This is a genomic window from Paenibacillus tyrphae (assembly GCF_000722545.1).
GTDB classification, from domain to species: Bacteria; Bacillota; Bacilli; order Paenibacillales; family NBRC-103111; genus Paenibacillus_G; species Paenibacillus_G tyrfis.
The window spans coordinates 453,132-479,995 of the sequence record NZ_JNVM01000006.1 but is presented as its reverse complement, the minus strand read 5'-3'; the positions used below and the strand labels follow the sequence as shown (position 1 = coordinate 479,995).

Genomic DNA, 26,864 nt, shown 5'->3' with positions numbered 1-26,864 from the left:
GTCTATTTTACAGAGGAAGCACCTCTTGCGGCGAAAGCGGTTGGAGGCGCTTCTTTTTTCATTCTTCCGGAATAGGATGTTGTACGCATCAGGTACTACGCAAAGTTAGTACTACCCGCTTTGTCGAATTCGCGTACAATAAGATTTAAGACCAGGTGCTAAGAACTAATCGCAAAAAAACATAAAGCACCGACGGAGGGAATGGCTATGGTATTGGTAAAATGGTTGGCCCGAATCGTACTCAACCTGTTATTTCAAGCGAGATTCAGCGGTTTGGAAAAGCTAGATTTCCGCAAACCGACCATTCTGATTCCGAATCATCTGTCGCTGATCGATGCGGCACTGCTTGCTACGCGGCTGCCGGAAGAAGTCACGTTCGTCGTGAACACGCGCATTGCCAAAAGGTTCGCCCCATTGATCCGGTTGCGCAAACATATTGCCGTCGATCCAATGAATCCGTACTCCGTGAAGCAGATGGTCAAGACGGTGCAGAAAGGGGCTCCGCTCCTCGTATTCCCGGAAGGGCGCGTCAATACTGCGAGCGGCGGCTCGCTGATGAAAATATACAGCGGCGTCGGCTACATTGCACTCCGCACGGGTGCGACGCTGTATCCGATTGCCTTGAACGGCCCGGAACGGTCCAAGTTTTCTTACCTGAAGCATAAAATCCGGCAGGTATGGTTCCCCAAGGTGACCGTGCAGATCGGCGATCCGTTTACCCTAGATTACGACCGCACCCAGTTGATGAAATCGCAAAAGGAACGCGCTGCGGCGCAAATCCAGAAGAAGCTGGAGGCCGAGCTGGTGAGCAGCCGGGTGAAGACCGGGATCAACCTGTTCAACGAACTGCTGACCGCCGCCAAGCATCACGGGTACAATTTCCCGGTGTGCGAGGATATAAACCAGACGTTTACTTATAAAAAGCTGCTGACCGCTTCCTACGTATTTGCCAGAAAGCTTGCGGCCGAACTGAAAGACGAGTCGGGCGTCGCCGTCCTGCTGCCGAATTCCGCCGCCCATCTGCTTGTTTTGTTCGCGCTGTTCAAGCTTGACAAACGGCCGGCGATCCTCAACTTTTCGGCCGGGGAAAAGAACATGCGCATCGCCTGCGAAACCGCTTCCGTCCGTACGATTCTGACCTCCAGACAGTTCGTCGACAAAGGAAAGCTGACGCCGATGATCGAAAGTCTCGGCCACAAGTACCGCGTGCTGTATTTGGAAGACATGAAGGACACGCTCCGTATGACCGATAAGCTGTCCGGCTTTGCGGATTTCTTGCTCAAGCGGAAGGCGGAGGTGAAGAATACCGAGATCGTGCTCTTCACTTCCGGCAGCGAAAGCGTCCCGAAAGGGGTCGTGCTGGACCATGCGAACCTGTATGCGAACATGCAGCAGACGCGCACGGTGATGGACATTAACGCTCGGGACGTCTTTTTCAACGCAATGCCGATGTTCCACAGCCTCGGGCTGCTGGTGACGGTGCTTCCGGTGCTGAACGGCGTGAAGGTGTTCCTGTACCCGAGCCCGCTCCATTACAAAGTCATTCCGGAGCTGGCCTACGATCGAAATGCGACATTTCTATTCGGCACCTCGACGTTTCTGGCGGCGTACGGCAAGGCGGCGCATCCGTACGATTTTCAATCACTTCGCTGCGTGATCGCCGGAGCCGAGAAGCTGAAGGACGAAGTCCGGCAGCTGTGGGTCGACAAGTTTCATGTGTGCCCGGTGGAAGGCTACGGCACGACGGAAGCGTCGCCGGTCGTGGCGATGAACACCCGGATGTGGCACCGCAAAGGCACGGTCGGCCAACTGCTCCCGGGCATCGCATATAAGCTGGAGCCGGTGCCGGGGCTGGAAGGCGGCAAGCTGCTGATTCAAGGCCCGAACTTAATGAAGGGCTACCTGCTTCATGAAGAGGGCTTTAAGCCATGCCCTGAATGGTACGATACCGGAGACGTGGTGAAGCTCGACGAAGACGGCTTCGTGACGATCGTGAGCCGGGTGAAGCGGTTCGCGAAGATCGGCGGCGAGATGGTGTCCTTGAACCAAGTGGAGGAGATTGCGGCAAGCTGCTACCGGGATGCGAATGTAGCTGCAGTCAGCGTGCCGGACAGCCGCAAAGGCGAACGCATCATTCTGTTCGTGACCCAGGAAGAGCATCAGATTCAGACGATCAAGCAATTCGTAAAGGATCACGGGCATTCTCAACTCATGACCCCGTCCAAGCTGGTGCGGGTCGAGAAGCTGCCGATTCTGGGCAGCGGCAAGCCGGATTATGTGGCACTCAAGAAGCTGGCCGAAGAGCCGGCGGCAGACGAAGGAGCGAACGCCGTATGAACGTATGGAACAAACTCAGACTCAAGCCGATCCATGCGCTGCTCGTTTCGCAATTTTGGAGCGCGTTCGCCGATAACGCCATTTTGTTCGCGATCATTGAGATGCTGCGGGCCAAGGCTTATCCCGAATCGTATATTGGCAACGTGCAGCAAGCTTTTTTGTTCGCTTACGTCGTTCTGGCGCCGTTCGTCGGCAGCTTTGCGGATAAGCATCCGAAGTCGGTCGTTCTGCTGATCGGCAACGCGCTGAAAGCGCTCGGGATCGTCGGGCTGCTGCTCGGTCTCGAGCCTGCCTTAAGCTATGCCGTAATCGGAATCGGCGCAGCCGTGTACAGCCCGGCGAAGTACGGCATCCTCGGCGAAATTTTGAGCCGCTCCGCCACGGACGCGAAGCAGCTCGATTCCGATCTGCTCAAGGCGAATGCCAAGATCGAAGGCTATACGATCATCGCCATTCTGGCCGGTACGGTGGGCGGAGGCATTCTGGCGAAGCAGTCGCTGACGGTATGCATTGTCGCCTGTATGCTGCTGTACGTGACCGCGCTGCTTTTGTCACTGTCGATTCCGCGGGTCGCGGGGAACCCGAACATTCATTACGTCAAAGATTCGATCTTGTTCTTTAAAGACATCGCCCGGCTGTTCCGGGACCGGACGGCCCGCTATTGCCTGATCGGCACCAGCTCGTTCTGGATGACGTCGTCGGTCATTCGCGTGGCGGTCATCTCCTGGATTCCGCTGCACCTCGGCATTCACGGAGTCGATCAGATTTCGATGCTGATTGCGGTCACGGCGATCGGCATTATGGCCGGAGCACTGATGGCCCCTAAACTTGTCCCGGCGCACAAGTTCCTGAACTCCTACGTGTATGGCGTCGTGATGGTCGTGCTCATTCTCGTTTTCCCGATGTTGGGCAATTTGTACGTGACGGTGTTCATTTTGCTAGCGGTCGGTTTCGCCGGAGGCGTCTACGTCGTACCGCTAAACTCGGTGCTGCAGAAGGTGGGTAACCCGAAGATCGGCGCAGGCAAAACGATTGCCGTACAAAACTTGTTCGAGAACGTCCTGATGTTCGCAGGCGTGCGGGCGTATACGCAGGCGACCGCTGCGGGAACAAGCGTGGAGACGTCGATTTACGGTGTCGGGCTGGTGCTCGCGCTGTTCGTGCTGTACCTTGTGTTCCAGGCCGTGATGCTGAAGCGGAGAAGCGCCGCAGTTGCGGATTCCCGCGCATAATCCCCGCATTCGTACGCGAAAAAAAGACCGGACCCCGCCGCCTGGCAGGACCCGGTCTTTCATGCGCTTAACGTCCCGGCATCGGATGCGCGCCGTACGGGTAAGTATACTGAAGCGGTTCGTCAAACGTGATGTAGTCGAGGTTGACCATCAGCAGCAAATAGCGCATGCCGGTTTTGGGATCGCTGATGATAATATGGTCGCGGCCGGCGGCTTCCAGGCGTCCTTTGAAAATTTTGGCGTTCCACTGGGTGTTGTTCTCGTACGTCATATACAGCGTAGCGATTTTGCCCAGATTGAGGCGCAAAATATTTTCGATGAAGGACTGCTCCATCGGCAGTTGGCCCGGGGTGGTCGGCGCGGCCGCCGTCGGCACCGGCTGTCCTGCTGCGGTAATCATCGAGCCTGCCGGAACCATCGGCGGCACCGCTTGCGCCGTAGGATGTCCCCCCATCGGGGCGTGGCCGGGGCTCGGGTAACCGGCGCCGTATGGAGTCGGTACTGCTTTCTTCGGATTGGTATACATCGCTCGTTATCCTCCTTCAAACTTCGCTTGATTTGGGTTTCGACTGGGCTGGAGCACACCATTCATACTATGGTGTGGGCGAATGTTTGGTGACGGATTTTTTTATTGGAATTGGGGAGCGATGATATGCAGCCCGAAAGGAAGCGGGAGCACCGTTCGCAGCTCGGGCTCGGCATAATCCCACCCGACCGATTCGGATAGCGCAATAAGACCGGAAATATCGGTTTCAGATAGCTTTTGTATGTCTCGTACCGGGGATAGCGACACCATTCCAAACATCTTCCTTTCGTACGCGGATGCAAAAAAGAGCCCTCGATTCACAAGGGCTCTTCCCGAACTAAAAATCAATATGATCCGGGTCCGGACCGAAGCGACGGTCTTGGTTCAGGCTGTCCAGACGCGCCATATCCTCGTCGGACAAAGTGAAGTCGAAGACGTCGATATTCTCGCGGATGCGGCTTTCGCGAATGGACTTCGGAATGGTGACCACCCCGTGCTGCAAATCCCAACGGAGAATGATCTGCGCCGGCGTTTTACCGTATTTGTTCGCAAGCTCGCTCAGCAGCGGCAGATCGAGATTGCCCTGCATCAGCGGGCTCCAAGCTTCGAGCTGGATCTTGTGCTCCTTGCAGAACGTCCGCAGCTCCTGTTGAATCAAAAGCGGATGGAACTCGACTTGGTTCACCGCAGGAACGATTTCGCTATCCTGCAGCAGATCCTCCAGATGGTGCACTTTGAAATTGCTGACGCCGATCGCCCGGACGAGTCCGTCCTTATACAGCTTTTCGAGCGCCTTCCAAGTTTCCTTATATTTGCCCTTCACCGGCCAGTGAATGAGGTACAGGTCGATGACCTCGAGCTGCAGCTTCCGCCGGCTTTCCTCGAAAGCCCGAAGCGTGCTGTCATAGCCTTGATCCGCGTTCCATACTTTCGTCGTGACGAACAACTGGTCGCGCGGAATGCCGCTGGCTTGAATCGCTTGGCCTACCCCGGCTTCGTTGCCGTAGACGGCAGCCGTATCGATGGAGCGGTAACCGGCTTCCAGCGCATGCTGCACGGCTTGGACGACCTCGTCGCCTTCCTTGGTTTTCCAGACGCCCAGTCCGAGCCATGGCATGTGGACGCCATTGTTCAACACCGTAGTGTCGTTTCGCTGAATCGCGGTCATGTTCAAATTCCCTCCTTGGACAAATTTCAATCTATTTCATGATAACACAATCGAATGCGGAACGAAAAATTCGCCCGGGCCGTCCGCCGATTGGAAAACTTCGTTATTGAACGCCGGTAATAAAGCGTTTATTATGTAAGTTAAGGAAAATATTAGAACGAAACGGTAATCATGTGTATTGCCTTCTTGTTTCTGTTAGAACGTTGGCCGCACTACATCGGCAGGGAGAGGAATAAACATGAAGCTTCGGACGTCCTTTATTTTGTGGTTTGTCGTGCCTGTAACGTGTCTGCTCGCTTTGAGCAACGTCATTTACTATTATACGACGAAACAGATGCTGATGAACAATCACTATAATGAAGTGGAAAGTATCTCGAGCAGTATCAAAATCTATTTGGAGCATTCTCAGCGGTCCGTCGACTATGCCGAAAAGCTGCTGGCGCAAAATTTGCGTCTGGCGGCCATGCTCGCGCAAAGCAAGCTGCCCCCGCGCTTGGAACAGGTGAGCAATAAGGAGTTGACGGAACTAAGCAAGGAGCTGCGCGTGTCGGATATTACGTTATTTCAGCGTAAGGGAGACGATATCGTAGCCATGCGCTCCTCCAATCCCACCCAACGGAACATATCTTCCAAACAATTTGCCGATTTTTGGTTTCTCGCCTTCAACCAACTGCTGGACGGTAAGAATGTATCGATTTCCGAAGGCTATAAGCTTCCCCATTATTGGTCCGGACCGGTGGACGTTTCATCCTCGGACCCGACCGTGCTCCATAAATTCGGATACTATCATGATGGCCAGACCGACTATATGATCAACCCGTACTACAGACAGGAGGATATGGAGGAATATGTGACCTTGGCTTCTTACATGGACATGATCGAGCGTCTGCAGAAAGAAAAACCGTTCCTGATCGAAATCACAGGCTTCAATGCCGAGCGTATCGGAAAAGGAATTTATGAAGTCAAGCAAAATAATCGGTTGATTATTCCTTATCCGAAACGTCAGATCTATTTTGGGCAGTATACCATGCGGTCGAGCGATGATGTGGAGATGGTCGGACAGGCACACCGGGAAAAAAAGACGATCAGCTATCAGGCAAGCGTTCAAGGCAGCGACGTGATTAAAAGTTTTGTGCCTATCGAAACCGGGGTGCCCTTAGTGGTCGGCCTTGTCTCGGATTACAGCTATATTCAGAACGAGCTTGACCGGCAATCGGAGCGGCTTCTGACGATCAGCGTCGTGTCCTTTCTGATGCTTGGTGCTTTCGTGCTGGTCTTGATCCGGAGAAGCAAGCTTGCAGCGGCTGTTATTTCCGCCGAGAAAATATATCTTGAAAATATGAACAGCTTATTTACGGCCATCCGGGGGCTAAATCACGATGTCGGCAATATTGTCAACGCGATTCATGCTCATGTGCAAAAGAAAGAATACGACGAGCTGGAGAAAGTAACGCAAGCATGGGTGAAGGAAGTGGTTGAAATTCAAGATGTCGTTGTGATCCGGCATCCGACGCTGTCAGCCATCGTACAATTCGCTTTCAGCAGTGCGATCAAGCAAAAGGTGAAGCTGGAGCACGACATCGCCGTAACGGGCGATCTGAAGCTGAACGGGGAGAAATCGCTCGATTTGATTCGCATCGCAACCAATCTAATATCCAATGCGTTTGACGAGACCGTGAAGCTGCCAGCGGAGCAGCGCCTAGTTCAAGTGTCCGCTTGGACCGCAGGGCGTTTGCTGTATTTCAAAGTATCCAATCGCGGGAGGCGGATCGGCGATGAGGAGCTGCCCGGGCTTCTAAGCGCGGGTTATTCTACGAAACTCAAGCACGAAGGCTTAGGCTTGCAAGTGGTCAAAGAGCTGGTGCAAAAATATAAGGGGCAGCTTTGGGTAGAAGATTTTGAAAGCGCTGGCGCTACGTTTATGTTCAAAATCCACATTTAGACAATCCAATGAACGATCCATAAGGTGGTGAACCGAACGTTGAATCAAAGGGAACGACTGACCGCTTTAATTGCGGAAGACGATTTTGCACAAAAGCAGCTTTTAATTCGATTCGCCGAAGAACATCATCTCATCGTCGTCGATACGGTGTCGTCGGGAAGCAAGCTGGTGGACAAGTATATCGAGCTGCAGCCGGACCTCATCCTTACGGATATTAACCTGGACGATATTTCCGGTCTGAAGGCTTGCCGACTGATTAAGGCGAAGGGGTACGATCCTTGCATTATTGTGGTTACGGCGCTCACGGACATGAAATATGCGGAGGAAAGCTTTGAAATCGACTCGCTCTCCCTGATGCTGAAGCCCGTAACCTCCGAACGGTTCAAGAAAAGCTTGGAGAAGGCCAAGAAGCATTTGACGCAGAAAAGAAAGCAATCGCCCGCAGCCGAATTAAACGACGAACGCTTGATCCGCTTCAAGCAAAAAATCTGTGATTTGGATGGGCGAAACATCCAGCGGGAGCTTTATGTCAAGGAGGAGAAAATTGTTTACATCTCCAAGGACTGCAAGCACATTTCGATCAAATGGACGGATTCGAATTCGGTGCAGACGATTCATACCTCCTCCACCCTAAAGGAGCTGAATGCGGCGACTTCGCCGCTTCTCTTCCAGTGCAACAAGAGCCAACTGGTCAACGTGAGATATATTCAAAAAATTTGCGCCGATCTGATCACGCCGGGCAATTACGAAATCCTGCTGCATGGCGTACCTGAATCCTTGACGCTAAGCCGCAGCTGCTTTAGCCATTTTGAGCGTGCCCGTAAGCTGATGGCGGAAGAAAAAGGCGTACAGGACGCGGTGTTAAGGCAGTAAGAATTCGTTCCGCTCATCGCAGCCCATAGACTGTTCATAACGCAGCGTCCCGGTTTTTCCGGGGCGTTTTTGATTTGCCGCCAAACTCCAGAGAGGTTCCGCTCAAATAAGACATTTACAAATATAACATAATTTAATATAATTATCCATGCATAAACTTTCATTGCTTAATATTTTTGTTTTAAAGCATCTTTCATCATGGCATATCCATCATTCGTCCGTCGTTGTTTTTGTTTGAAAAAAACGAAGGGAGCGGTAAAAGTGGAGGTTGTGGAAAAGATCGTTTACCCCGATGAGATTACCGGGTTCAGTACGGAGGAGCATCGGTTCGAGCCGTATTCGTGGTATCGGGAGATGAGAAGTAGCCATCCGGTCTATTTCGATCCGAAGCAAAAGGTGTGGAATGTTTTTTTATACCGGGACGTGGAGCGGGTATTGTCCGATTATCATTTGTTTTCAAGCAAAAACGACCGGAAGCTGTCGTCGTTCCCGGTTATAGGTAAGGAAGAAAGAAGCCTGACCTCAATGGACCCTCCCCTGCATTCCAAAAGACGGGGTCTGGTTGCCAAAGCGTTCACCCCAAAGTCGCTTAAGACATGGGAACCGCGAATTGCCACGGTGGCGCAATATTGGCTGGATCAAATCCGGGAGCAGGATACGATCGACCTTGTCTACGATCTGGCCATTCCTCTGCCGGTGACCGTTATTGCGGAGCTGTTGGGGGTTCCGGCGAGCGATTGGAAGCAATTCAAGCTGTGGTCGGATGCAATTATCTCACCGGGCAGCCGCGACACCTATGCCGAAAGCGTGAAGGAAAGGACGCAGGCGCTGAAGGAAATGGCTGACTACTTGCTGCCTATCATCCGGCAAAAAAGAAGCCGTCCGACGGATGACATCATCTCGGATTTGACGATCGCCGAGCTCGAAGGGGAGCGTCTGAGCGACGAAGAAATTATTTATTTTGGTATCGGGTTGCTTTTTGCCGGGAACGAGACGACGACGAGACTGATCTCCAATGCGTTCTATTGCTTCCTAATCGACCAGCCAGCCGCTTACCCGCTGCTCAGGAAGGAGTTATCGCTCATCCCGAAGGCGGTGGAAGAAGTGCTGCGCTATCGCTCGCCCGCCCAGTTCATGATGCGCAGAGTTGCGCAGGATACGAATGTGTTCGGTGCGGAAATGAAGGAAGGGGAATCGATTATCGCGTGGATCGGCTCGGCCAACCACGATGAGGAGCATTTTGTTCAAGCGGAGCAGTTCGATCTGAACCGGCCGAATAATCAGCAGCATCTGTCATTCGGCAAAGGGACGCATTTCTGTCTGGGTGCACCCCTCGCGAGGATGGAAGCAAGCATCGGCTTGACCGAGTTCATGAAGCGGTATTCCCGGCTGATTTTGCCCGAACAATGGAGCTTGAGCGAAAACCTCGGGCAGAGAGGATTTCTTGCCAAGTTTCCCGTCCGCGTTGAGCGGTAGCGCGAGCGTTTGTTATTACCGGGCGAAAAAGCCGAAAGACCACAAGCGTTCGGCAAGGAAACGTTGAGGGTTCCTATGTAGTTCACGTTTTGCCTCCGGTTTTTGCCGGAGGTATTTTTTTGCGTATGTTTTTCGGGCAGATCCGGACAGTCCGCCGCTTCTTGTATTTTCCGATGATATGCAAAAAAATATACGGTGCAATGCCCGGCGTCTACAAGCGCACAATCTGTCTTGTCTCTTGATGGGGGATTCGACAATATTTTGAACAACGCCATCCGTTGTTGTCAAAAGGTTCGTAGGTTGTTATGATAAAGAAGACTTTTTAAGAGTGAAGGAAATCACAATCGATTTCGAATTCCTCACACAAGGGGGTTGCATAGAGGTGGAAAAACAGGCAAGTTTGGGGATGGGCGTAGAGACGACAGATGTTGAGGCGGATACCGCTGCCAACTCGCCGGCTACGTGGAGAGATTTTGTGAATCTTGCCAAACCCGGCATTTTATTTTCCAACGCGATTACGGCATTTGGCGGCTTTTGGGTCGCTTCCGGCTGGCATATCCAGTGGGATAAATTGATATATATGCTGCTCGGCACCGTGTTGGTGATGGCGTCCGGTTGTGTGCTGAACAACTATTTGGACCGGGACATGGACAAGAAGATGACCCGGACGAAAAAGCGTGCCACCGCAGTAGGCACCATTGCTCCGCAAACCGTATTATGGTATGGCATCGTGCTCGGCGTTATTGGCCTATCGGTGCTGTGGTTCTTGACGAATCCACTCACGGCTCTGCTCGGTTTACTTGGTTTGTTTATTTACGTTTGGATTTATACTGCATGGTTTAAGCGGTCATCCGTATGGAGCACGTTCGTCGGCAGCTTTTCCGGCGCAATGCCTACGCTGCTCGGCTATTGTGCCGTTCAGGGACAGATCGATGCCGCGGGGCTTATTCTGTACGGCATTATGTTCCTGTGGCAGCCGCCGCACTTCTGGGCGCTTGGCATTCGTCGGATGGAAGAATACCGCGCCGCCGGTTTCCCGCTCCTGCCGGTTGTTAAAGGAACGTATATTACCAAGATGGCGATGATCCGTTATATCGTGCTGCTCGTGCCCGTTTCGCTCTTGCTGTACTGGCTTGGTTTCGTAGGACCACTTTACTTCTTCGCGGCAACGCTTATGGGCTTGTACTGGGCGTTCTTGAGCCTGAAAGGGTTCAAAGCGGAGGATGAAGTGCAATGGGCCAAAAAAATGTTTATTTATTCTATTAACTATTTGACCTTGCTGTATATCATCATGGTCATCAGCACCACTCCTTTACCGTAGGGTATTCGCGGACGGTGCAAAACGGTGGATAACAATCCCTTGGCCCCGGCCTTGGGATTTATTTTTTGAATAATGGGAAGGTGAGCGATGGTATGCAGAAAACCGGTTTTAAAGTCGTCGTCATGGTACTGCTGGTTGGTTTGATCGCAACATTGGCTTATATGCTGGTGAAAGGTCCGGAGAAAAAAATCGGGGTGCTTAAGAAGGCGCCGGATTTCAAGCTGGAAAACTTGGACGGCAAGACGGTAACGTTGGCCGATACGGCAGGAAAAGCGAAGCTGGTTTATTTCTATTTTTCGTATTGTCCTGACGTCTGCCCGCCGACGACCTACAACCTGTCTAAAATTCAGGACGTATTGGTGAAAAAAGGCGTATTCGGCACGAAGACGGCGCTTCTTTCCATTACCTTCGATCCGACGAGAGATACGCCTGAACGGCTCAAGGAATTTTCCAGTCGCTTTCATCCGGATTATAAGGGCTGGTATTTCCTGCGCGGCGACGAGGCCTATACGGCAGACCTTGCCAAAAAATTTGACGTCCTTGTAGCTAAAGACCCGAAAACCGGCAATTTTACGCATACAAACTTATTTTTGCTGGTCGACGGCAAAGGTGACGTGCGTACCTACTATTCGGGCAACGATGAAAATATCGATATCGAAAGAATCGCAAACGATTTGATTCAGGTTAGCAAGGAATCCTAGGCAAGCGGCAGGGGTACCCAATTGACATGACTTATTTTACGCACATCTTGCTCAATAATGTCATTCCGCTGACTATCATGATTGCGATAGGCGTCATTTTGTACCGAGCATTCAAGCTCGATATCAAGACGCTTTCCAAATTAAATTTTTACTTATTCTCCCCAGCGCTCGTATTCAAAATGCTTTATGAATCGTCGCTGTCGCTGGCTGTTCTCGGGCAAACGCTGCTGTTTTTCGTCTTATTTTTTGCCGTGATGTTTCTTTTGATGGAAGTCGTGATCCGTCTGCGGGGATATAAGGGCGGCATGATCCCGGCGATGCGCAACAGCGTTATTTTTTACAACAGCGCGAACTATGCGATTCCGCTCAATCAGCTTGTGTTTGTTGGGGACGCGTTCACCTTGTCGATTCAGATCATCATTATGATGATGCAGAGCCTGCTGCCGAATACATACGGCATCTATGCTGTCAATGCCTCTAAGCGCAACGACATGAGGCAGACGCTCCGCACGATCCTGACGCTGCCGGTCATTTATATCATTCCGATCGCCTTTTTGATGAAGGGGCTGCACATTCCTATTCCGGGACCGGTGTATACGCCGATCAATTATGTGTCGGATGCGTTCATTGCAACCGCTCTTTTGACGCTCGGGGTACAGTTGGGAAGCATGAAATGGACGTTCAACCTGACGGATGTCTTGCTGTCAAACGTACTGAGGCTCTGTGTGGGCCCGGCCGTCGGCTTTCTGATCGTCATGTTAATGGGGATCGAAGGGGTCATGGCGCAGGCGCTTGTGCTGTCCTGCGCAGTGCCAACATCGTTGAGCAGCGTACTCATTGCCGTCGAGTACGACAATGAGCCGGAATTTTCGTCACAAGCCGTGTTTTCTTCGACGATATTTAGCATTTTTACGGTGACGCTGGTTATTTATTTGATAAAATTTATAGGTTAGAACTTCTCAAAGGTCGGGATTATCGGGGGATAGATAATAAACTCCTCCAGCCCGGCCTTTTCCAATTGTTGAATAAGATACTCGTCTGGTGTGCCTTCGACGCCGGCATAGCCGCGCCGCGTATAAATTTGTTCGGCATCCGGAAACGTATCCCGGAGAATGGCGCGTATTTTTTTGCCCGAGGGGTCATTATCCGTAAACAGGTACACATCGCACGTTCCGATCCTCTTCTTCAACTCTTCCAAACGATCCGTATTCAGCGATCCGAAGGTACAAACGATGATGATGTCCTCTGTCAGCAAGCGGCGAAGCCTGCTTTTGTCGTTCTTTCCTTCCACAATAATCGCGATAGACATCGATGGCCTCCGTTCCTGCAATGAATTTCTTTCTTGTAGTATATCCCCTTTCGCTGTACGATCCAATCCCTTCGTGTTTACATTTCCCAGGAAATGTCGGAAACCGGCTGTTGTTACGGTAGAAGAAACGACAGAAGCGTCGTTCGGAATGGTAGAGGAAAAGCAGGCTGATGGAGCTTGAGGACGAGGCGTAAGACGGATATAGAAAACCCGCCGTCTGTAATGGACGGCGGGGCAATCTTAGGGAAACTAAGGCCAATCAGTTTACCTTACAAATGTCTTTCCTTTTGATACAAAAAAAATTAAAAATTCAGAAAAGCTATTTGCAACGACCTCATATTCCTGATTATCTTCGTTTTCATGCTGCAAAAATAGTACTTTTCCAAAGCTGTTATCTTCCAATGACAAAGCATAAGTATGTCCATATCCATCCCCGGCAAACGGTATCTTTTTTCCGAAGTGAATACCTTGTTTGGCATAAACTTCTAATCGACGTTCGATAGAAAATCCATATTTTATCGGGAAAAACAAATAACATTCATCTGGAACAGAATGGTTTCCATTATGCTCCAAATAATAGGATTTAAACTCTACTGGCAATTTTGTACCTAAAGTTTTCTCTAATTCATGAAAATCTAATTCAGTAAGCTCTTGGATGGGCTCTTGACTGCATTTTCTGACAAACGTCATATATTCATTAAAATCCATATTGTCCCCTTTTCTGAGGAAGATACATTCGTTAACAAAGGGCCGTTGCCCTTGTCTGCGAGAGACAAAAGAAACGGCCCTTTTTCATGGAGAGTGGTTCATGATGCGTTAACAATTAGTTGTTGATAAAGCTTGCTTTAGAGAGCAGACGTTTCAGCATGGTTGCGGATTGTGCGCGAGTCGCCGTATCGCGGGCGCCCAACGTGTCGTCCGTCATGCCGTCGATGATGCCGGCGTCAATCGCAGCGGCGATTTCGTTCTTCGCCCATACGATTTTGCTTGCGTCTTTGAACTTCGCCAACAGCTGAGTTTGTTTATCAGCCGAGACGTCCGGTTTCGCACCGGCATAGTTCAGAGCGCGTACGACCATAGCCGCCAGCTCTTCGCGGTTGATTGTAGCGTTCGGACGGAACGTTCCGTCTTCGTAGCCATCAACCAGCTTCGCATTGGCCGCTGCTGCTACAACGCTTGCGTACCAGTCGCTAGCTGCAACGTCTTTAAACGTGCTGCTGCCGCTGTTCGTATCCAGACCCAGCGCGCGAACAACCAGTGCTGCGAATTCCGCACGGGTAATATTGCGCTCCGGTTGGAATGTCGTGTCGGTTACCCCGTCAACGACAAGTTTGTTAGCCAGCAGCTTGATGTAGCTTTCAGCCCAGTGGCCGTTGATGTCGGAGAAGGTTTTATCCAACTCGATTACGGCATAGATGCTGCTGCCGTTGCGTTTCAACGTCGCTTCGCTTTTACCATCCGTCGAAGAGAAGACAGCAGGCACAAAGCTCAGTTTACCCGTTGTCGGGTTGTAAAGAACGCCTGTCGCTTTGGACGAGTCGACAGCTTTGCTCAGCGGAAGAATCCGGCTGATGTAGTTGTTGCCGAGGTCTAGAGCAGCGGTTTGTTGATCTTTGCCAAGGCCGACGATATCGAAATCGACAGCATTGCTGGCTACCGTACCGCCAAGCGCTTTAGCAGCCTTGTCTACGCCGTCCTTCGTTGTATCGCTTGCTTTGGCGATCGTTACTTTCACCTTCAGCTCATCCGTCGTTACTGACAGCTTGCTGGCCAAGTCTTGCAGCTTCAGCGCGTTGAGCGGAATGATGTAAGCACCTTTGTCGTTAACGATGACCAGTGTCTTCTTGGAATCCGTTACGTAATCGACAAGCGCTTTAGCCGGAATCAGGGCGATGTCGCCGCTCAGCTTCAATGTCACTTTGTCGTTGCTCTTGAACGAATTTTTCAGTTGGTCGGCATCGACGGAACCGTCAGAGTTCACGTTGATTATTTCCGAACCCCAGATTCCACCGCCGCCACCGCCGCCGGAGCAGCAAGTAGAGCCGCCGCCAGGGTTACTGCCGTCGCCCTTATCGCGATTTACTTGGGCGTAAACAGCCCCGGTTACTTCCTTGCCGTTTACGTACAAGCCATGGAGATAAACGGAATCGTATACTCCGGCCGTTACCGTAAATGGTTTGTAAATATACAACTTGTTGACTTCATCGTACGTATCATACGTAACATTGGTTACAGCTACCCGATTTCCGCTCGGATCGTAGGCATACACTTGAGCGTTAACGTCGTATACGTCGGAGTATACGACACCGGTCACCGTACCGTCGCTACTGTACTTCAAATCCTTGAATCCCGAAGCCGCAAACGCCAACACAGGAACCAAAACAGAGATGATAAGCATCAGTACGGTCACTTGTGCTGTCTTTTTAAGCACAGCAGGTTTCATGCAGGTTTCACTCCTATCTTCCTTGACGAATAATGGATTATTACTAGTGCCTTGAACGGGTTTCCTGGACAAATGCATTTCACCTCCTTCTGCCAATAAGTTAATATCAGTTAGATGTTTTCGAATCGGACAGAACCATTTATGTCCGTCGCGCCAATGGCAGAATGATCCATTACGGCAGCACTTTGAACATTACCCAAATCTGCCCGCAGTGAAACATCTCGGCATCTTAAACGGCAGAGACAGAAATAAAGTTGCGTTACGAACCGTTTATCGATACTTTTGTACTATTAATTTGCGACTAAATTCCTATAAAATACCGAATTGGGAATATCGATACGATTCTCATTTCATCTGGAAAAGCAAAAAAACCGCCCGACATCCGGACGGCCCAAATCTCTCCTTATCCCCAAGATCGTATCAAACTCGCACGGGAGCGGCGAACGAACGGGAAGGCAGCAGAGAGAGCGCAAGCATAAGGCAGAGAAAAGCGAGGAAATACGGCGATACTTGTGTCCGTGTATGCCCGGCGACAATCGGGCCGATAAAGGCGCCGATCGAGTAGGAAATCGACAGAATCGAGAAGACGCGTCCGTAACGGTCCGCGCGTGTAAGGGCCGCAAGCATCGATGCGATGGCCGGAAAAATGACGCCCTTGGCCATCCCGATCAGAAACAGCGAAGCGTAGAGCGGCAGCGGCCAATGAACGGACATCCCGAAAAAAATGAACGCCAGCGCCAGACAGCCGAACAGCATTCGATAAAAAGGGAAAATCCGGTTCAAAAACAACAGGCTAAGCGTCACCAGCGACCCCATGGAAATGACGGAAAAGAACACGCCGGAGGTCATGATGGAGCTGCTCGCCTCCTTCATCAACGGAAGCTCGAAAAACAAAATGCCTTGCGAGCAAGAAAGCGCAAGAGGAACAACGAAGAAAAGCCAAGGAACGTTTTCATGGCCGGAGACCGGTAAATTCTCCTGAGAAGCAGGAGGAAGGGCGTGTTCCTCGGCAATCGGCGCATTGGCGGGGCGCTCGCTTCGCTGTTCCTTTACCCCGACCCAAGCGAGCAAGCCGGTAAGGATAAGGCCCCATCCTAGAAACGTAAACGATTTGGCAAAGCCAAGCTGCGAGACCAGGTAGGCGCCGGCCGCCGGACTAAGCACGGAAGCGATGGTATGTACCATGCCGTTGCCGGCCATCAGCTTGCTTTGTTGAATCTGGTTTTTTGCGATTTTGGCGAGCAGAGACAAGCAGGCCGGCGATAGAAACGCCAGGACGAAGCCGCTGATCGAACGGATGACGAGCAGTCCCCACGGATCGCTGACGCGGGATTGAATTAAGAGCACGATTCCTGCTACAATCAGGCTGAACACAATGAAGCCCTTGCTTCCATAGCGGTCGACGCCGTAGCCTGCGATCAGGTTTCCGGGCAAATGTGTGATCGAGTAGACCCCGAGAATTAGCCCGATGAACGAAGGCGTCGCACCTAACGACACGGCAAACGGAGTAAGAATCGGGTACTGGGCATGCAGGTCGAAAATGGCGACGAACATGAACAGATAGAGCCATACGGCGGTTTTCATGAAATCACCTCTTTCCATAATGGGGTTCGTCCGTCTACCGCTACTCTATACGTTTACGTCTGCCGGCAAAGGGATAGTACAAGTTTTTGCAACGTGCCGGATCGTTTAGCGTATAAGAAACGTGGGTTCCGGCTGACAAAAGGAGGGATGCCGGATGGACTTGTTTATCCGAATCGTGCTGGTGGCCGTCTTGCTGCTGGCGCTGTGGAGGCTGTTCGGATCGTTACGCCGAACTAGGCGAAGAGAAGATAAAGGGGCGGAAATCCAACAAAAGCTCGCCGAGCTCCGCAAAAAAAGAGATGAAGAGTGACGCGGAGCTGGTGTATGATAAGGGCGGAGAATCGCTTTAAGGGATTTACATAAGCGATGGAAGACGGACTTTTAGGGGAGCGATGGAAGTGGATTTCGTGACGGCTTTTTTATCCGAGCGGTGGTATGTGCTCGTCGGGGCACTGATTGTGCTGTTTCTCGTCGTCAAAGTGGTGAAAACCGTCATCAAGTGGGTTCTCGTGCTCGCGATACTGGCAGGTGTTGTCTGGTATGGCGCCAGCTACAAGGATCAGCTTTTGGAGCTGGGTACGACGGTCGGAGCGAAAGTCGCCGCCGAAGCCAAAAATCAAGCGGTCAAAGCGATTACCGACGAAGTGAAAGAAGCGAAATACAGCCAGAACGCCGACGGCTCGTATACTGTTAGCACCAAAAGCGTGAAGCTTGAAGGCAAACCCGGCTCTAGCGATGTGCAGGTTACCTTTATGAACCAAACGTTCACGATGAAGCTGGACGATGTCCTGAAAGGATTCATCGAACAGGCGAAGAAAAACGCCGGCCAATAAGCCGTCGGCACACATCTCGATAGGAAAGGAGGGGGACGCTGGTGAACGAACTGCCAAAGCTGGCGCAAATCAATTTGATTACCGTGCTTATCGCCGTATTGTTTGTAGTATCGATTGCACAAGGTTTACTTCGCGGGGCGTCCTCCTCCGCGAAGCATCTCGCACTCATGGTAACGGAAGGGGCAGTTACGCTGCTCAGCCTGTTTCTCGCTTGGGAGCTGACTTCATGGCTATCGCCCAAGCTGCAGGTGTGGCTTGTAGGTCTGGGGCTGACGATACCGTCCGAGGAGCTCGGCTTTTGGAAGCAGCTGTATTACACCGCCGCAACGGCTCTGCGCGATTTCTCCCTACTGCGGTTCAGCGTCCTGTTTGTTTTGGGATACGGCTTGATTAAGCAGCTGGTTTACCGCATTATTGACCCGCTGGTGGACGATTGGCTGACGGAACGGACGAATGCGGACTCCGCCAAGGGAGGGCGAGTCGCCTCTCCCTCCCTGCTCAGCAGTCTGATCGGCGGTATCATCGGCTCGGTGACTGGGTTCGGCCGGGGGATGATTATGATTGCCGTGCTGTTTATCGTCACGACGCTGTTCCCGCAGACGCCGGTGGCCGCTTATATTCAAGATTCGTCCCTTTTTCAGAAAGGGGCGACGGAAGTGATCCGGCCGATGACGGGCGACTTTTTTGCTAACCAGCTCCCGGTGTTCACGCGGGCTGTAGAACAGGAGTTCGGCAACATTTTACAGCGGAAATACGAGGTCGTGGATGCCCGCGTTCCTCAGGATGTCGCGGAAGCGGCCAAGCAGGTGACAGCCAAAGGTCAGACCGACGAAGAGAAAGCCAAGCTGCTGTACCGCTGGGTCGGTACGCGTATCAAGTATGACTGGGACAAAGTAAAGGCGTACGAGGAGCAGCGCATTTGGAGAGAGCAGACGCCGGAGGATACGTTTAACACGAAGAAGGGCGTGTGCATCGACTTTTCCAGGTTGTACGCGGTCATGGCGAGGTCGGTGGGGCTGGACGTCAAGGTTGTGACCGGTCTCGGTTACGACGGGCGGGGCGGTTACGGCCCTCACGCCTGGAACGAAGTGTACCTGGGGGAGAAAAAAGAGTGGGTGCCGCTCGATTCCACCTGGGTGGCCAGCGGGGGCAACTGGTTCAATCCGCCCCGCTTTCAGGACACGCATATTAAAGATACGTAATAACGGAAGCCGGACGGCCGCCACAAGCGACGAACCGGTTTTTTCCTTTTCCGTACGTTTCTATAAATTCCTCGAATATGATACACTTGTGAAGATATGAGTCTGAAAAAGGTGGGTTTATCGTTGCAGCGCAAACCGTTAACGCAATATAAAGCGATATTTTTCGATGTCGGCGATACGCTGATGACGATTCCGGCGGCTAGGGTCATCATGCAGCAGTTTTTGGCGAGCCGGTCTTTTCATCGGGGACAAGAGCAAATCGGGGAACTTTTTACCGAAGCTTTTCGTTTATTTTATTATGGGAAGCAGCTTGATCCGTTCGAAGCTTGCACACCGGAATCGGACCGGGCTTTCTGGATGAAGCTGTACGATTATATCTTGAAAAAACTGGGCGTCGAAGAGGAAAAATGGACGGAAGAGCAGATTCACGTCTGCTGCCACGAGCTCTACGACTTATTCACGGCTCCGCAGCAGTATGCGCTGTTCGAGGATGTGGAGGAAAGCCTCCTCGCCTTTAAAGGGAAAGGATTGCAGCTCGGCATCATCTCCAACTTTGCGCCGACCTTGCGTTCGATTTTGGAATACAAGGGCATCCTGCATCACTTCGATCCCGTTATCGTCTCGACGGAGGTCGGTCTGGAGAAGCCGGACCCGGCGATTTTCCGTCTGGCGCTGGAGCGCGCCAAGCTGGCACCGGAAGATGTGCTGTACATCGGGGATCACGATCGCAACGACATTTGGGCTCCTGCGCAAGTCGGCATCGATGCGGTAAAGATCAAGCGATACGATTATCATTCCGGGGACGGCATTCTTTCCCTGCGCGAGCTGCTGCAGGATGCGAAGTAGCATAGGGGAACCATTTTTAGAAGGAAGGAGCCGCAAGCAAGATGAAGAAACCTATCGGCATGGACGACTCAAGCAAGCAGGACGGAAGCCAGCGCCGTCATTTTACGACCCGGATCAACCTGTTCTTTTTCTTTACGTTTTTCCTGTTTTCGGTACTTATCGTGCGGCTGGCGATGCTGCAATTTGTCGAAGGCAAAGAGCTGTCGGCGGAAAAGGACAAAATCAACAATGCCGATACGCCGATCCCGCCGATTCGCGGCAATATTTTCGATCGCAAAAACGCCCCGATCGCCTACACGACATCAGCGCAGTCGCTGTACTTCCGCATCGAGCAGGATCAGCCCAAGGATCAAGTGGTCGCGTTGGCCAAGCGCTTGGCGGACATTTTCGCGCAGTACGGCAACAAGGACGTGAAGCAGCCGACCGCGGAGGAAATTATCAAGGAAATGGATGTCGGCTTCGATTTGAACCAGCACGAAACAGCCAAAAAACCGAGCTATTACTCGGTCCCGAGACGGATCAAGACCGACTTGACCCAAGCGGAAATGGCATTTATTCTGGAGCATCGCGACGAGCTGAAGTGGATCGAGATCATGGAGGAAAGCCTTCGCACATACGATCGCGAGAACACGATTGCGGTGCAGCTTGTCGGGTACATGCGGCCGTTCTCGACGGCGAGAGAAGCGAAGAACGGGCTTGAATTTTATAAGGACAAAACGAAGACGGAAGGCTACCTGGACCGGGAATACGTCGGCTATGACGGCATTGAATTGATGTACCAGGAAGAGCTCCGCGGCAAAAACGGCGTGAAGTCGTATCCGGTCAACGCCTTGCAGAAAATTATTGGCAGCGCGGAAGCGCCCCCGGTCATCCCGCCGGAGAAGGGGAACAACCTGTTCCTGACCATTGACAAGAACGTCCAGCTTGCCACCGAGAAGGCGATCATGGACCACCTGGGGACGCTAAAAGGTCCGGCTTACCGCTCCAACCCGTACGCGAACAAAGGAGTCAACGCCGTCGCGGGTTATGCCGTAGCGATGGAGGTCAATACGGGCAAAGTCGTGGCGATGGCCAGTATGCCGGATTACGATCCGACCTTCTGGAGCAATCCGTTCTCGGATACCGACTACAAGCAGGTTCAGACGAAAATCAACAACGGCACGATCACGACCGCGTATCCGGATTACCCGGAGGACGAGCAAAAATATCATCCTACGTCCATTGTATATATGGGCTCCGTCATTAAACCGCTCTCGGTGCTGGTCGGGCTCAACGAAGGGCTGTTCACGACCAATACGTATTATACCGATACCGGCGTATTTACGTACGGAAAAGACAACAGTTCCAAGCTGACGAATTCCGGCAGAGCTGCCTTTGGATCGATCAATGCTACAGGGGCGATCCAACACTCGTCGAACACGTTCATGTCCGCTTTGATCGGCAACGCGCTGTACACTCGCAGCCCGAACAAAGCCGTAGAAATTTGGGACCAGTATTTGGCCAAGTTCGGCCTGGGCGTGCTTACCGGCAGTGGTCTGCCGCGAGAGACCCCGGGAATCAGCGAGTACAAGACGAATATGAAAGAGACGGCCCAATCCCGGATGGTATTCGCCTCCTGGGGGCAGAACGAGAAGTATACGACGCTCCAATTGGCGCAGTACGCGACAACGCTGGCGACCCGGGGCAAACGGCTTCAACCGCTGCTTGTCGACCGGATCGAGACGTATGACAAAGGACAAGTACTTAAGAAATTCGACGAGCCTGTCGTGCTGGATCAGACCGACTTCCCGAAAGCTTATTGGGATGCCGTGATCAAAGGAATGCTGCAGGTCGGCATTCAAGGCTTTGATGATTTTCCGTATACGATTGCGAGAAAAACAGGGACCTCGACGCAAAGAGTGGCTGGCGGCAAAGAAATCGACAACGCTGTGTTTATCGCCTTCGCGCCTGCGGAAAATCCGAAGCTTGCCGTCGCCGTCGTCGTTCCGGAGGGCGGATTCGGCTCCTACGGAGCGGCGCCGATCGCGCGTAAAATCTTCGACGCTTACGATCAATATTACGGATTGGACGGAAAACCGAAAGGGCCTCCGACGGAAACCAAAACGCCATAGCAAAGCACCGGAAATCTCCTCGCGAATGAGGGGATTTCTTTTTTTTATAAAAAAAATGTTGCACTTGGTAAACATATTTGTATATTATAAACATATAGTCTTTGGGGAAATAAAAATGGACTAATACAACTTATTTAGAGAGATGGGAGAGGGGTACTTTGAAAAACGTAAAAACAAAACCGAGGCTATCGTCTTCGTTCAAGCGATTTATTATGACGATCATGTTCCTCGCGCTTGCCGTATCGCTCGCTGCGTGCGGAGCGTCTAAGGAGAAGGAGAACGCCGCTCCTGGCAAAGTGAAAATAACGACCACGATCGGGATGATCGCCGACATCCTCAAGCAGGTCGGGGCAGAGCACGTCGAGGTGACCGGATTGATGAAGTCGGGTGTCGACCCGCATTTATACAAAGCATCACAAGGCGATCTGAAGAAGCTGGATCAGGCGGACATCATTTTCTATAACGGGCTTCATTTGGAAGGCAAAATGACCGACGTCTTCGAGAAAATGGAGAAAACGAAGCCGACGGTGGCCGTGACGAAAAACATACCGGAGTCGAAGCTTCGCGGCATGGAGGACGGAACCGGAGCACATGACCCTCACGTATGGTTCGACGTCAAGCACTGGATCAGCGCGACCGAGACGGTGCGCGACGAGCTCAGCAAGCACGATGCGGCGAACGCGGCGGATTACAAGAAAAATGCGGAGGCGTACATCAAGCAATTGGAGGAGCTGCATCAGTTCGCAAAGGAGCAGATCGCTTCGATTCCGGAAAAGCAGCGGGTACTCGTTACAGCGCATGACGCGTTCGGTTACTTCGGGGATGCTTACGGCATCAAAGTGATGGGGCTTCAAGGCATCAGCACCGCGTCGGAATACGGCTCCAAGGACGTCAGCGACCTGCGCGACTTCCTCGTAGCGAACAAGATTAAGGCGGTTTTCGTAGAGTCGAGCGTGCCGAAAAAATCGATTGAAGCCGTCATCGAAGGAGCTAAAAAGCAAGGGCACGAGATTCAAATCGGCGGGGAACTGTTCTCCGACGCGATGGGGGAAGAAGGAACGCCGGAAGGAAACTATATCGGCATGGTGAAGCACAACATTAATACGATCGTTCAAGCGTTGAAATAAGAGTCCGGGAGAGAGGGCGAGAAGCGGACAACGAAAAAGGGGAGAGGAAACCAATGAAAGAACAGCGGATACCGTTATCCATACTAGGCATGACTGTAGCTTACCAGAAAAAGCCGGTCCTCCGCGATATATCGCTGCAGGTACCGGAAGGAAAATTGATCGGCATTGTCGGACCGAACGGCGCCGGCAAATCGACGCTGATCAAAGCGGCTCTCGGGCTCATTCCCAGCGTAACCGGGGAAGTTTCGATTTACGGCAAGCCTTACGCCGAGCAGCGGAAGCTCATCGGCTACGTGCCGCAGCGGGAGTCCGTTGATTGGGATTTTCCGACAAGCGCGCTCGATGTGGTGATGATGGGACGATATGGTCATTTAGGCTGGCTCAAGCGGCCGGGTGCCAAAGAGCGGGAGATTGCTATGGATTGCTTGTCCAAAGTAGGCATGGCCAACTTTGCTGACAGACAGATCAGCCAGTTGTCCGGCGGACAGCAGCAGCGCGTGTTCTTGGCCCGCGCGCTGGCGCAGGATGCGAAGCTGTATTTTATGGACGAACCGTTCGTCGGTGTCGATGCGGCTACGGAGAAAGCGATCGTTACGCTGCTCGGCGAGCTCCGGGAACAGGGTAAAACCGTTCTGGTCGTGCACCATGACCTCGCGACTGTGAAGCAGTATTTCGATTGGGTCATTCTGCTGAACGTAGAGCTTCAGGGCATCGGGCCCGCGGAAGAAGTATTTACGCGGGACAATCTTCAACGAACATACGGCGGGCGGCTGGCGTTTTTGGATCAGCGTGAAGGCGCACTCGTCGTGAACGCGAGGTGAGCGGCATGGCATGGTTGGAATTGTTCCGTGATCCTAACGCACAGTGGATCTTGATGGGGAGCATGCTGCTCGGCCTGAGCAGCGGCGTGCTTGGCAGCTTCGCTTATTTGCGCAAGCAGAGTCTGATGGGCGACGCACTTGCGCATGCGGCGCTGCCGGGCGTGTGCATCGCTTTTATGCTTACCGGCTCGAAATCGATCTTTTTCTTTCTGCTTGGCGCGATTGTCGCCGGTTTGGCGGCCACCTTCGGGATCGGCTATGTTACCCGAAACTCCCGAATCAAACAGGATACGGCGCTTGGCATCGTATTGTCGGTATTTTTCGGACTCGGCATCGTGCTGCTGACCAAAATTCAGCACGGCGGCAGCGGCAACCAGAGCGGCCTCGACAAGTTTCTGTTCGGGCAGGCCGCATCCATGGTGCTGTCGGATGTCATCACAATGGCGGTTGTGGCGCTGCTGCTGACGATGATTTGCGCCTTGTTGTTCAAGGAATTCAAGCTGCTCAGCTTCGACCCGGGCTTTGCCAAGGGGATCGGGCTGCCGGTCGCTTTTCTCGACCAATTCATGATGTTTCTGATCGTGGTGGCCGTGGTCGTCGGCATTCAGGCCGTAGGTGTCGTCCTGATGTCGGCGCTGCTTATTACACCGGCCGTCTCGGCTCGGTATTGGACCGAGAAGCTGGGCGTCATGGTAGCTCTCTCAGGCGTCTTCGGAGCGCTCAGCGGCTTCTTCGGCACACTGCTTAGCGGCATGGCGAACAATATGCCGACCGGGCCGCTTACGGTGCTGGCCGCGACCTTTTTCTTCGTCGTATCGGTGCTGTTCGCGCCGCGCCGGGGGCTGCTGGCCAAATTGTTGGAGCGATTGGCTGTCAAACGGAGCGTGTTAAGCGAGCGGGAGCTTCGGCCGCAGCTGCACGGCATCGGTGCGGCAGGCGAATCGCTTCGGAAGGAGGGGCAGGCATGAACGATTTTTGGATACTGCTGACGGCTGCGCTCGTAGCCTGCTCCTGCAGCCTGCTCGGCTGTTTCCTCGTTCTGCGGAAAATGGCGATGATTGGGGATGCGATCAGCCACTCGGTACTGCCGGGCATTGTGCTGGCGTTTCTGTTCAGCGGTTCGCGGGATTCGCTCTGGATGATGCTTGGGGCGTCGGTTATCGGCCTCGTGACGGTGTTCTTGATCCAATGGTTTCATCAGAACGGCGTTCAATCCGATGCCTCCATCGGCGTCGTGTTTACCGCCTTGTTCGCCGCAGGGGTCGTCTTGGTGAGTCTGTATACACGGCAGGTGGACCTCGATCTGGATTGCGTGCTGTACGGGGAAATTATTCATGTGCCGTGGGAAACGGTGGAGTGGAACGGGATCGATATCGGTCCGAAAGCGGTCTGGGGACTCGGCATCGTACTGACGCTCAGCGCTTTGATCATCGGACTGTTCTACAAGCAGTTCAAAATTTGCGCGTTCGACCCGGCCATGGCTGCTGCGGTAGGCATTCCGGTCGCGCTGTTCCATTACCTGCTGATGGGGCTGGTCTCCATGACGACGGTAGCCTCGTTCGAAAGCGTAGGCGCCATTCTGGTCGTCGGCATGCTAGTCGTGCCGGCCGCCACGGCGTATTTGCTTACGGAAAAGCTCAGCCGCATGATCCTTTACAGCATGGGAGTCGGCGTGCTGAGCGCCGTATTCGGCTACCTTGCCGCCGTGCTGCTGGACGCCTCGATCGCCGGCTGCATGATCGTCGCTGCAGGCGTGCTGTTCATCCTGGCGCTGCTGTTCTCGCCGACGCACGGCGTCGTCTGGCGCCAATTCAGACGGAAGCAGGCCGCAGTCGCGTAATATAGAGGGTATGAGGGGGTGGGGTATCCACTTCCGGTCGCTGCTCCACCCCGCAAAGTGAAGTTGAACCGGGGAAGCTTAATCCGACTACTTTGCGGGGACCCCGGGTCCGCAGGAAATTTTGATTTGAAGCCACTTCGCAGCGGATATTTCCCGCGGACAAAGGCGAACGCTATCGCTCCTCCAGTGCATACCCCACCTCCGTGTGCATCTCTATTTTTGTAAAAGACCACTTTCTCAACAAGTTCAAGCCGGGCTTAGGCGAGCCCGGCTTTTTCGTATACGCGCTTAAACGCATGCTGCGATCGTGCGGCCAACGCTTCGGCAGTGTCCGCCGGCGGCTGCGGCGTCAAAATCTCCTGTGCCACGACGCCGGTATAGCCGATGCGGTGCAGCCCTTGCAGAAACGTCGTCAAGTCGATGACGCCCTCGCCCGGATACAGCCGGTCGTTGTCCAGCACCTCGGCGATCGGAACGTCCTTGGCATCGTTGATATGGACATGGACGATCTGGTCGGCGCGCAGCTTGGCGATGTCGGCCGCCGTGCCTCCCGTCGTATGCCAATGGTAGGCGTCGAACAGCAGGCCGACGCTGCTTTTGCCGATCGTATCGATCCACTCCAGCATGCTTTCCGCATCCCATAGAAAAGGATGGCTCCAACGCGTGCGCAGATGATGCGGACCGACGAACTCCAGTCCGAGCCGGATGCCGTACGCCTCCAAAATGTCCGCGCAAAGGCGCAGCCGCCGGGTCGCGACGGCCATGAAGCGCGCGGCGTTCTCGTCCGTCGACGGCAGCACGTACGTGCAGCAAGCGGTTACGCCGAGCTTGCTGGCCGCAGCCGCTTCCGCAGCAAGCCGGGGCAAGCCTTCCCGGAAGGCGTCCTCGCTTTGCCGCCACTCCGCGGCAAGTCCGATCGCGCCAATGCGCACTTGCTTCTCCTGCAAAAAGCCTCTCACCTGCTCCAAGCCTGCCGCTGCGATCCATTCCTCCAGCTCTTGGCCGTGCGCGTCGACCGCGCCGAACCCGAAGCGGGAAGCCAGCTCTACAAACTTGTCGATCGGCCCAGCTTCGCCGATGCCCGCTCTTGTCAATCCTTTGATCATCCGTTCGTCCACTCCTTCGACAAGGTATACCCGCCCACATCATAAACCGCCGCTCCGCAAGCTGTC

25 protein-coding genes are annotated in these 26,864 nt (G+C 53.0%); 17 read left to right on the top strand and 8 right to left on the bottom strand.

Going from position 1 to position 26,864, the window contains the following annotated elements:
* The first annotated feature begins 207 nt into the window (after positions 1-207).
* On the top strand, positions 208-2,337 hold the full coding sequence (locus tag ET33_RS09090) for an AMP-binding protein (protein ID WP_036679594.1): 2,130 nt from the start codon (positions 208-210) through the stop codon (positions 2,335-2,337).
* Complete coding sequence (lplT, locus tag ET33_RS09085) at positions 2,334-3,569, top strand: lysophospholipid transporter LplT (protein ID WP_036679591.1); 1,236 nt, start codon at positions 2,334-2,336, stop codon at positions 3,567-3,569. The genes ET33_RS09090 and lplT overlap by 4 nt, the downstream gene beginning before the upstream one ends.
* Positions 3,570-3,636: 67 nt before the next feature.
* Here the strand turns inward: lplT and gerQ are convergent, their stop codons facing one another.
* From gerQ to ET33_RS09075, 3 genes are all read right to left on the bottom strand, one after another.
* A complete protein-coding gene (gene gerQ / locus ET33_RS09080; RefSeq protein ID WP_036679587.1) occupies positions 3,637-4,095 on the bottom strand; it encodes a spore coat protein GerQ in 459 nt (152 codons plus the stop codon).
* A gap of 102 nt (positions 4,096-4,197) precedes the next feature.
* Positions 4,198-4,365, bottom strand: coding sequence for a hypothetical protein (locus ET33_RS38380; protein WP_200879193.1), 168 nt, complete (start codon positions 4,363-4,365; stop codon positions 4,198-4,200).
* Positions 4,366-4,432: 67 nt separating this feature from the next.
* Entirely contained in the window at positions 4,433-5,263 is an 831-nt protein-coding gene (locus ET33_RS09075) for an aldo/keto reductase (protein ID WP_036679584.1), read from the bottom strand.
* 238 nt (positions 5,264-5,501) lie between these two features.
* Here ET33_RS09075 and ET33_RS09070 point away from each other — a divergent pair, with 238 nt between their 5' ends.
* The 6 genes from ET33_RS09070 (at position 5,502) to ET33_RS09045 (ending at position 12,529) form a co-directional block, all read left to right on the top strand.
* A complete protein-coding gene (locus ET33_RS09070) occupies positions 5,502-7,205 on the top strand; it encodes a sensor histidine kinase (RefSeq protein WP_036679580.1) in 1,704 nt (567 codons plus the stop codon).
* Positions 7,206-7,244: 39 nt separating this feature from the next.
* Entirely contained in the window at positions 7,245-8,078 is an 834-nt protein-coding gene (locus tag ET33_RS09065; protein ID WP_036679576.1) for a LytR/AlgR family response regulator transcription factor, read from the top strand.
* 261 nt (positions 8,079-8,339) lie between these two features.
* The gene (locus ET33_RS09060) at positions 8,340-9,554 is read left to right on the top strand and encodes a cytochrome P450 (protein ID WP_063761626.1); all 1,215 of its coding nucleotides are present in this window, start codon (positions 8,340-8,342) and stop codon (positions 9,552-9,554) included.
* A gap of 382 nt (positions 9,555-9,936) precedes the next feature.
* Positions 9,937-10,875, top strand: a complete 939-nt coding sequence (gene cyoE, locus ET33_RS09055; RefSeq protein ID WP_036679572.1) for a heme o synthase — start codon at positions 9,937-9,939, stop codon at positions 10,873-10,875.
* Between the two features lie 92 nt (positions 10,876-10,967).
* On the top strand, positions 10,968-11,576 hold the full coding sequence (locus tag ET33_RS09050) for an SCO family protein (protein WP_036679569.1): 609 nt from the start codon (positions 10,968-10,970) through the stop codon (positions 11,574-11,576).
* Positions 11,577-11,602: 26 nt separating this feature from the next.
* Positions 11,603-12,529, top strand: coding sequence for an AEC family transporter (locus ET33_RS09045; protein WP_036679564.1), 927 nt, complete (start codon positions 11,603-11,605; stop codon positions 12,527-12,529).
* Here ET33_RS09045 and ET33_RS09040 read toward each other — a convergent pair.
* The 4 genes from ET33_RS09040 to ET33_RS09025 all read right to left on the bottom strand — a co-directional run bounded on the left by ET33_RS09040 (position 12,526) and on the right by ET33_RS09025 (position 16,912).
* A complete protein-coding gene (locus tag ET33_RS09040; protein WP_036679561.1) occupies positions 12,526-12,885 on the bottom strand; it encodes a toprim domain-containing protein in 360 nt (119 codons plus the stop codon). The two genes, ET33_RS09045 and ET33_RS09040, sit on opposite strands and share 4 nt — an antisense overlap.
* A gap of 264 nt (positions 12,886-13,149) precedes the next feature.
* On the bottom strand, positions 13,150-13,593 hold the full coding sequence (locus ET33_RS09035; RefSeq protein ID WP_036679557.1) for an SMI1/KNR4 family protein: 444 nt from the start codon (positions 13,591-13,593) through the stop codon (positions 13,150-13,152).
* Between the two features lie 115 nt (positions 13,594-13,708).
* Positions 13,709-15,328 carry an S-layer homology domain-containing protein gene (locus tag ET33_RS09030; protein ID WP_036679555.1) on the bottom strand — a complete coding sequence of 540 codons (1,620 nt, stop codon included), beginning with the start codon at positions 15,326-15,328 and terminating at the stop codon, positions 13,709-13,711.
* A 420-nt stretch (positions 15,329-15,748) separates the two neighbouring features.
* Positions 15,749-16,912, bottom strand: coding sequence for an MFS transporter (locus ET33_RS09025; protein WP_036679552.1), 1,164 nt, complete (start codon positions 16,910-16,912; stop codon positions 15,749-15,751).
* Between the two features lie 154 nt (positions 16,913-17,066).
* Between ET33_RS09025 and ET33_RS38890 the strand changes: the two genes are divergently transcribed.
* The 9 genes from ET33_RS38890 to ET33_RS08985 all read left to right on the top strand — a co-directional run bounded on the left by ET33_RS38890 (position 17,067) and on the right by ET33_RS08985 (position 25,692).
* On the top strand, positions 17,067-17,222 hold the full coding sequence (locus ET33_RS38890; protein WP_161783533.1) for a hypothetical protein: 156 nt from the start codon (positions 17,067-17,069) through the stop codon (positions 17,220-17,222).
* An 82-nt stretch (positions 17,223-17,304) separates the two neighbouring features.
* Positions 17,305-17,745, top strand: coding sequence for a hypothetical protein (locus ET33_RS09020; RefSeq protein ID WP_081890256.1), 441 nt, complete (start codon positions 17,305-17,307; stop codon positions 17,743-17,745).
* Between the two features lie 41 nt (positions 17,746-17,786).
* Positions 17,787-18,947 carry a transglutaminase domain-containing protein gene (locus ET33_RS09015; protein WP_036679548.1) on the top strand — a complete coding sequence of 387 codons (1,161 nt, stop codon included), beginning with the start codon at positions 17,787-17,789 and terminating at the stop codon, positions 18,945-18,947.
* 123 nt (positions 18,948-19,070) lie between these two features.
* On the top strand, positions 19,071-19,793 hold the full coding sequence (locus tag ET33_RS09010; protein WP_235206670.1) for an HAD-IA family hydrolase: 723 nt from the start codon (positions 19,071-19,073) through the stop codon (positions 19,791-19,793).
* A 41-nt stretch (positions 19,794-19,834) separates the two neighbouring features.
* Entirely contained in the window at positions 19,835-21,904 is a 2,070-nt protein-coding gene (locus tag ET33_RS09005) for a peptidoglycan D,D-transpeptidase FtsI family protein (protein ID WP_036679541.1), read from the top strand.
* A gap of 212 nt (positions 21,905-22,116) precedes the next feature.
* Complete coding sequence (locus tag ET33_RS09000; RefSeq protein WP_051775219.1) at positions 22,117-23,031, top strand: metal ABC transporter solute-binding protein, Zn/Mn family; 915 nt, start codon at positions 22,117-22,119, stop codon at positions 23,029-23,031.
* A gap of 53 nt (positions 23,032-23,084) precedes the next feature.
* Positions 23,085-23,852: a metal ABC transporter ATP-binding protein gene (locus ET33_RS08995; RefSeq protein WP_010493741.1), complete on the top strand. Its 768-nt coding sequence runs from the start codon at positions 23,085-23,087 to the stop codon at positions 23,850-23,852.
* A 5-nt stretch (positions 23,853-23,857) separates the two neighbouring features.
* Complete coding sequence (locus ET33_RS08990) at positions 23,858-24,820, top strand: metal ABC transporter permease (RefSeq protein WP_036679534.1); 963 nt, start codon at positions 23,858-23,860, stop codon at positions 24,818-24,820.
* Entirely contained in the window at positions 24,817-25,692 is an 876-nt protein-coding gene (locus tag ET33_RS08985) for a metal ABC transporter permease (protein ID WP_036679531.1), read from the top strand. Before ET33_RS08990 ends, ET33_RS08985 begins: the two co-directional genes overlap by 4 nt.
* A gap of 257 nt (positions 25,693-25,949) precedes the next feature.
* Here the strand turns inward: ET33_RS08985 and ET33_RS08980 are convergent, their stop codons facing one another.
* A complete protein-coding gene (locus ET33_RS08980; RefSeq protein WP_036679527.1) occupies positions 25,950-26,798 on the bottom strand; it encodes a sugar phosphate isomerase/epimerase family protein in 849 nt (282 codons plus the stop codon).
* Positions 26,799-26,864 lie beyond the last annotated feature (66 nt).

Coding starts and splice junctions, on each gene's coding strand:
- lplT (WP_036679591.1), top strand. CDS start 2,334: ATGAACGTATGGAACAAACTCAGACTCAAGCCGATCCATGCGCTGCTC.
- ET33_RS09020 (WP_081890256.1), top strand. CDS start 17,305: ATGGAAGTGGATTTCGTGACGGCTTTTTTATCCGAGCGGTGGTATGTG.
- ET33_RS09000 (WP_051775219.1), top strand. CDS start 22,117: ATGACGATCATGTTCCTCGCGCTTGCCGTATCGCTCGCTGCGTGCGGA.
- gerQ (WP_036679587.1), bottom strand. CDS start 4,095: ATGTATACCAATCCGAAGAAAGCAGTACCGACTCCATACGGCGCCGGT.
- ET33_RS09045 (WP_036679564.1), top strand. CDS start 11,603: ATGACTTATTTTACGCACATCTTGCTCAATAATGTCATTCCGCTGACT.
- ET33_RS09005 (WP_036679541.1), top strand. CDS start 19,835: ATGAAGAAACCTATCGGCATGGACGACTCAAGCAAGCAGGACGGAAGC.
- ET33_RS08985 (WP_036679531.1), top strand. CDS start 24,817: ATGAACGATTTTTGGATACTGCTGACGGCTGCGCTCGTAGCCTGCTCC.
- ET33_RS38380 (WP_200879193.1), bottom strand. CDS start 4,365: ATGGTGTCGCTATCCCCGGTACGAGACATACAAAAGCTATCTGAAACC.
- ET33_RS38890 (WP_161783533.1), top strand. CDS start 17,067: ATGGACTTGTTTATCCGAATCGTGCTGGTGGCCGTCTTGCTGCTGGCG.
- ET33_RS09070 (WP_036679580.1), top strand. CDS start 5,502: ATGAAGCTTCGGACGTCCTTTATTTTGTGGTTTGTCGTGCCTGTAACG.
- ET33_RS09050 (WP_036679569.1), top strand. CDS start 10,968: ATGCAGAAAACCGGTTTTAAAGTCGTCGTCATGGTACTGCTGGTTGGT.
- ET33_RS09030 (WP_036679555.1), bottom strand. CDS start 15,328: ATGAAACCTGCTGTGCTTAAAAAGACAGCACAAGTGACCGTACTGATG.
- ET33_RS08980 (WP_036679527.1), bottom strand. CDS start 26,798: ATGATCAAAGGATTGACAAGAGCGGGCATCGGCGAAGCTGGGCCGATC.
- ET33_RS08990 (WP_036679534.1), top strand. CDS start 23,858: ATGGCATGGTTGGAATTGTTCCGTGATCCTAACGCACAGTGGATCTTG.
- ET33_RS09040 (WP_036679561.1), bottom strand. CDS start 12,885: ATGTCTATCGCGATTATTGTGGAAGGAAAGAACGACAAAAGCAGGCTT.
- ET33_RS09075 (WP_036679584.1), bottom strand. CDS start 5,263: ATGACCGCGATTCAGCGAAACGACACTACGGTGTTGAACAATGGCGTC.
- ET33_RS09035 (WP_036679557.1), bottom strand. CDS start 13,593: ATGGATTTTAATGAATATATGACGTTTGTCAGAAAATGCAGTCAAGAG.
- ET33_RS09025 (WP_036679552.1), bottom strand. CDS start 16,912: ATGAAAACCGCCGTATGGCTCTATCTGTTCATGTTCGTCGCCATTTTC.
- ET33_RS09090 (WP_036679594.1), top strand. CDS start 208: ATGGTATTGGTAAAATGGTTGGCCCGAATCGTACTCAACCTGTTATTT.
- ET33_RS08995 (WP_010493741.1), top strand. CDS start 23,085: ATGAAAGAACAGCGGATACCGTTATCCATACTAGGCATGACTGTAGCT.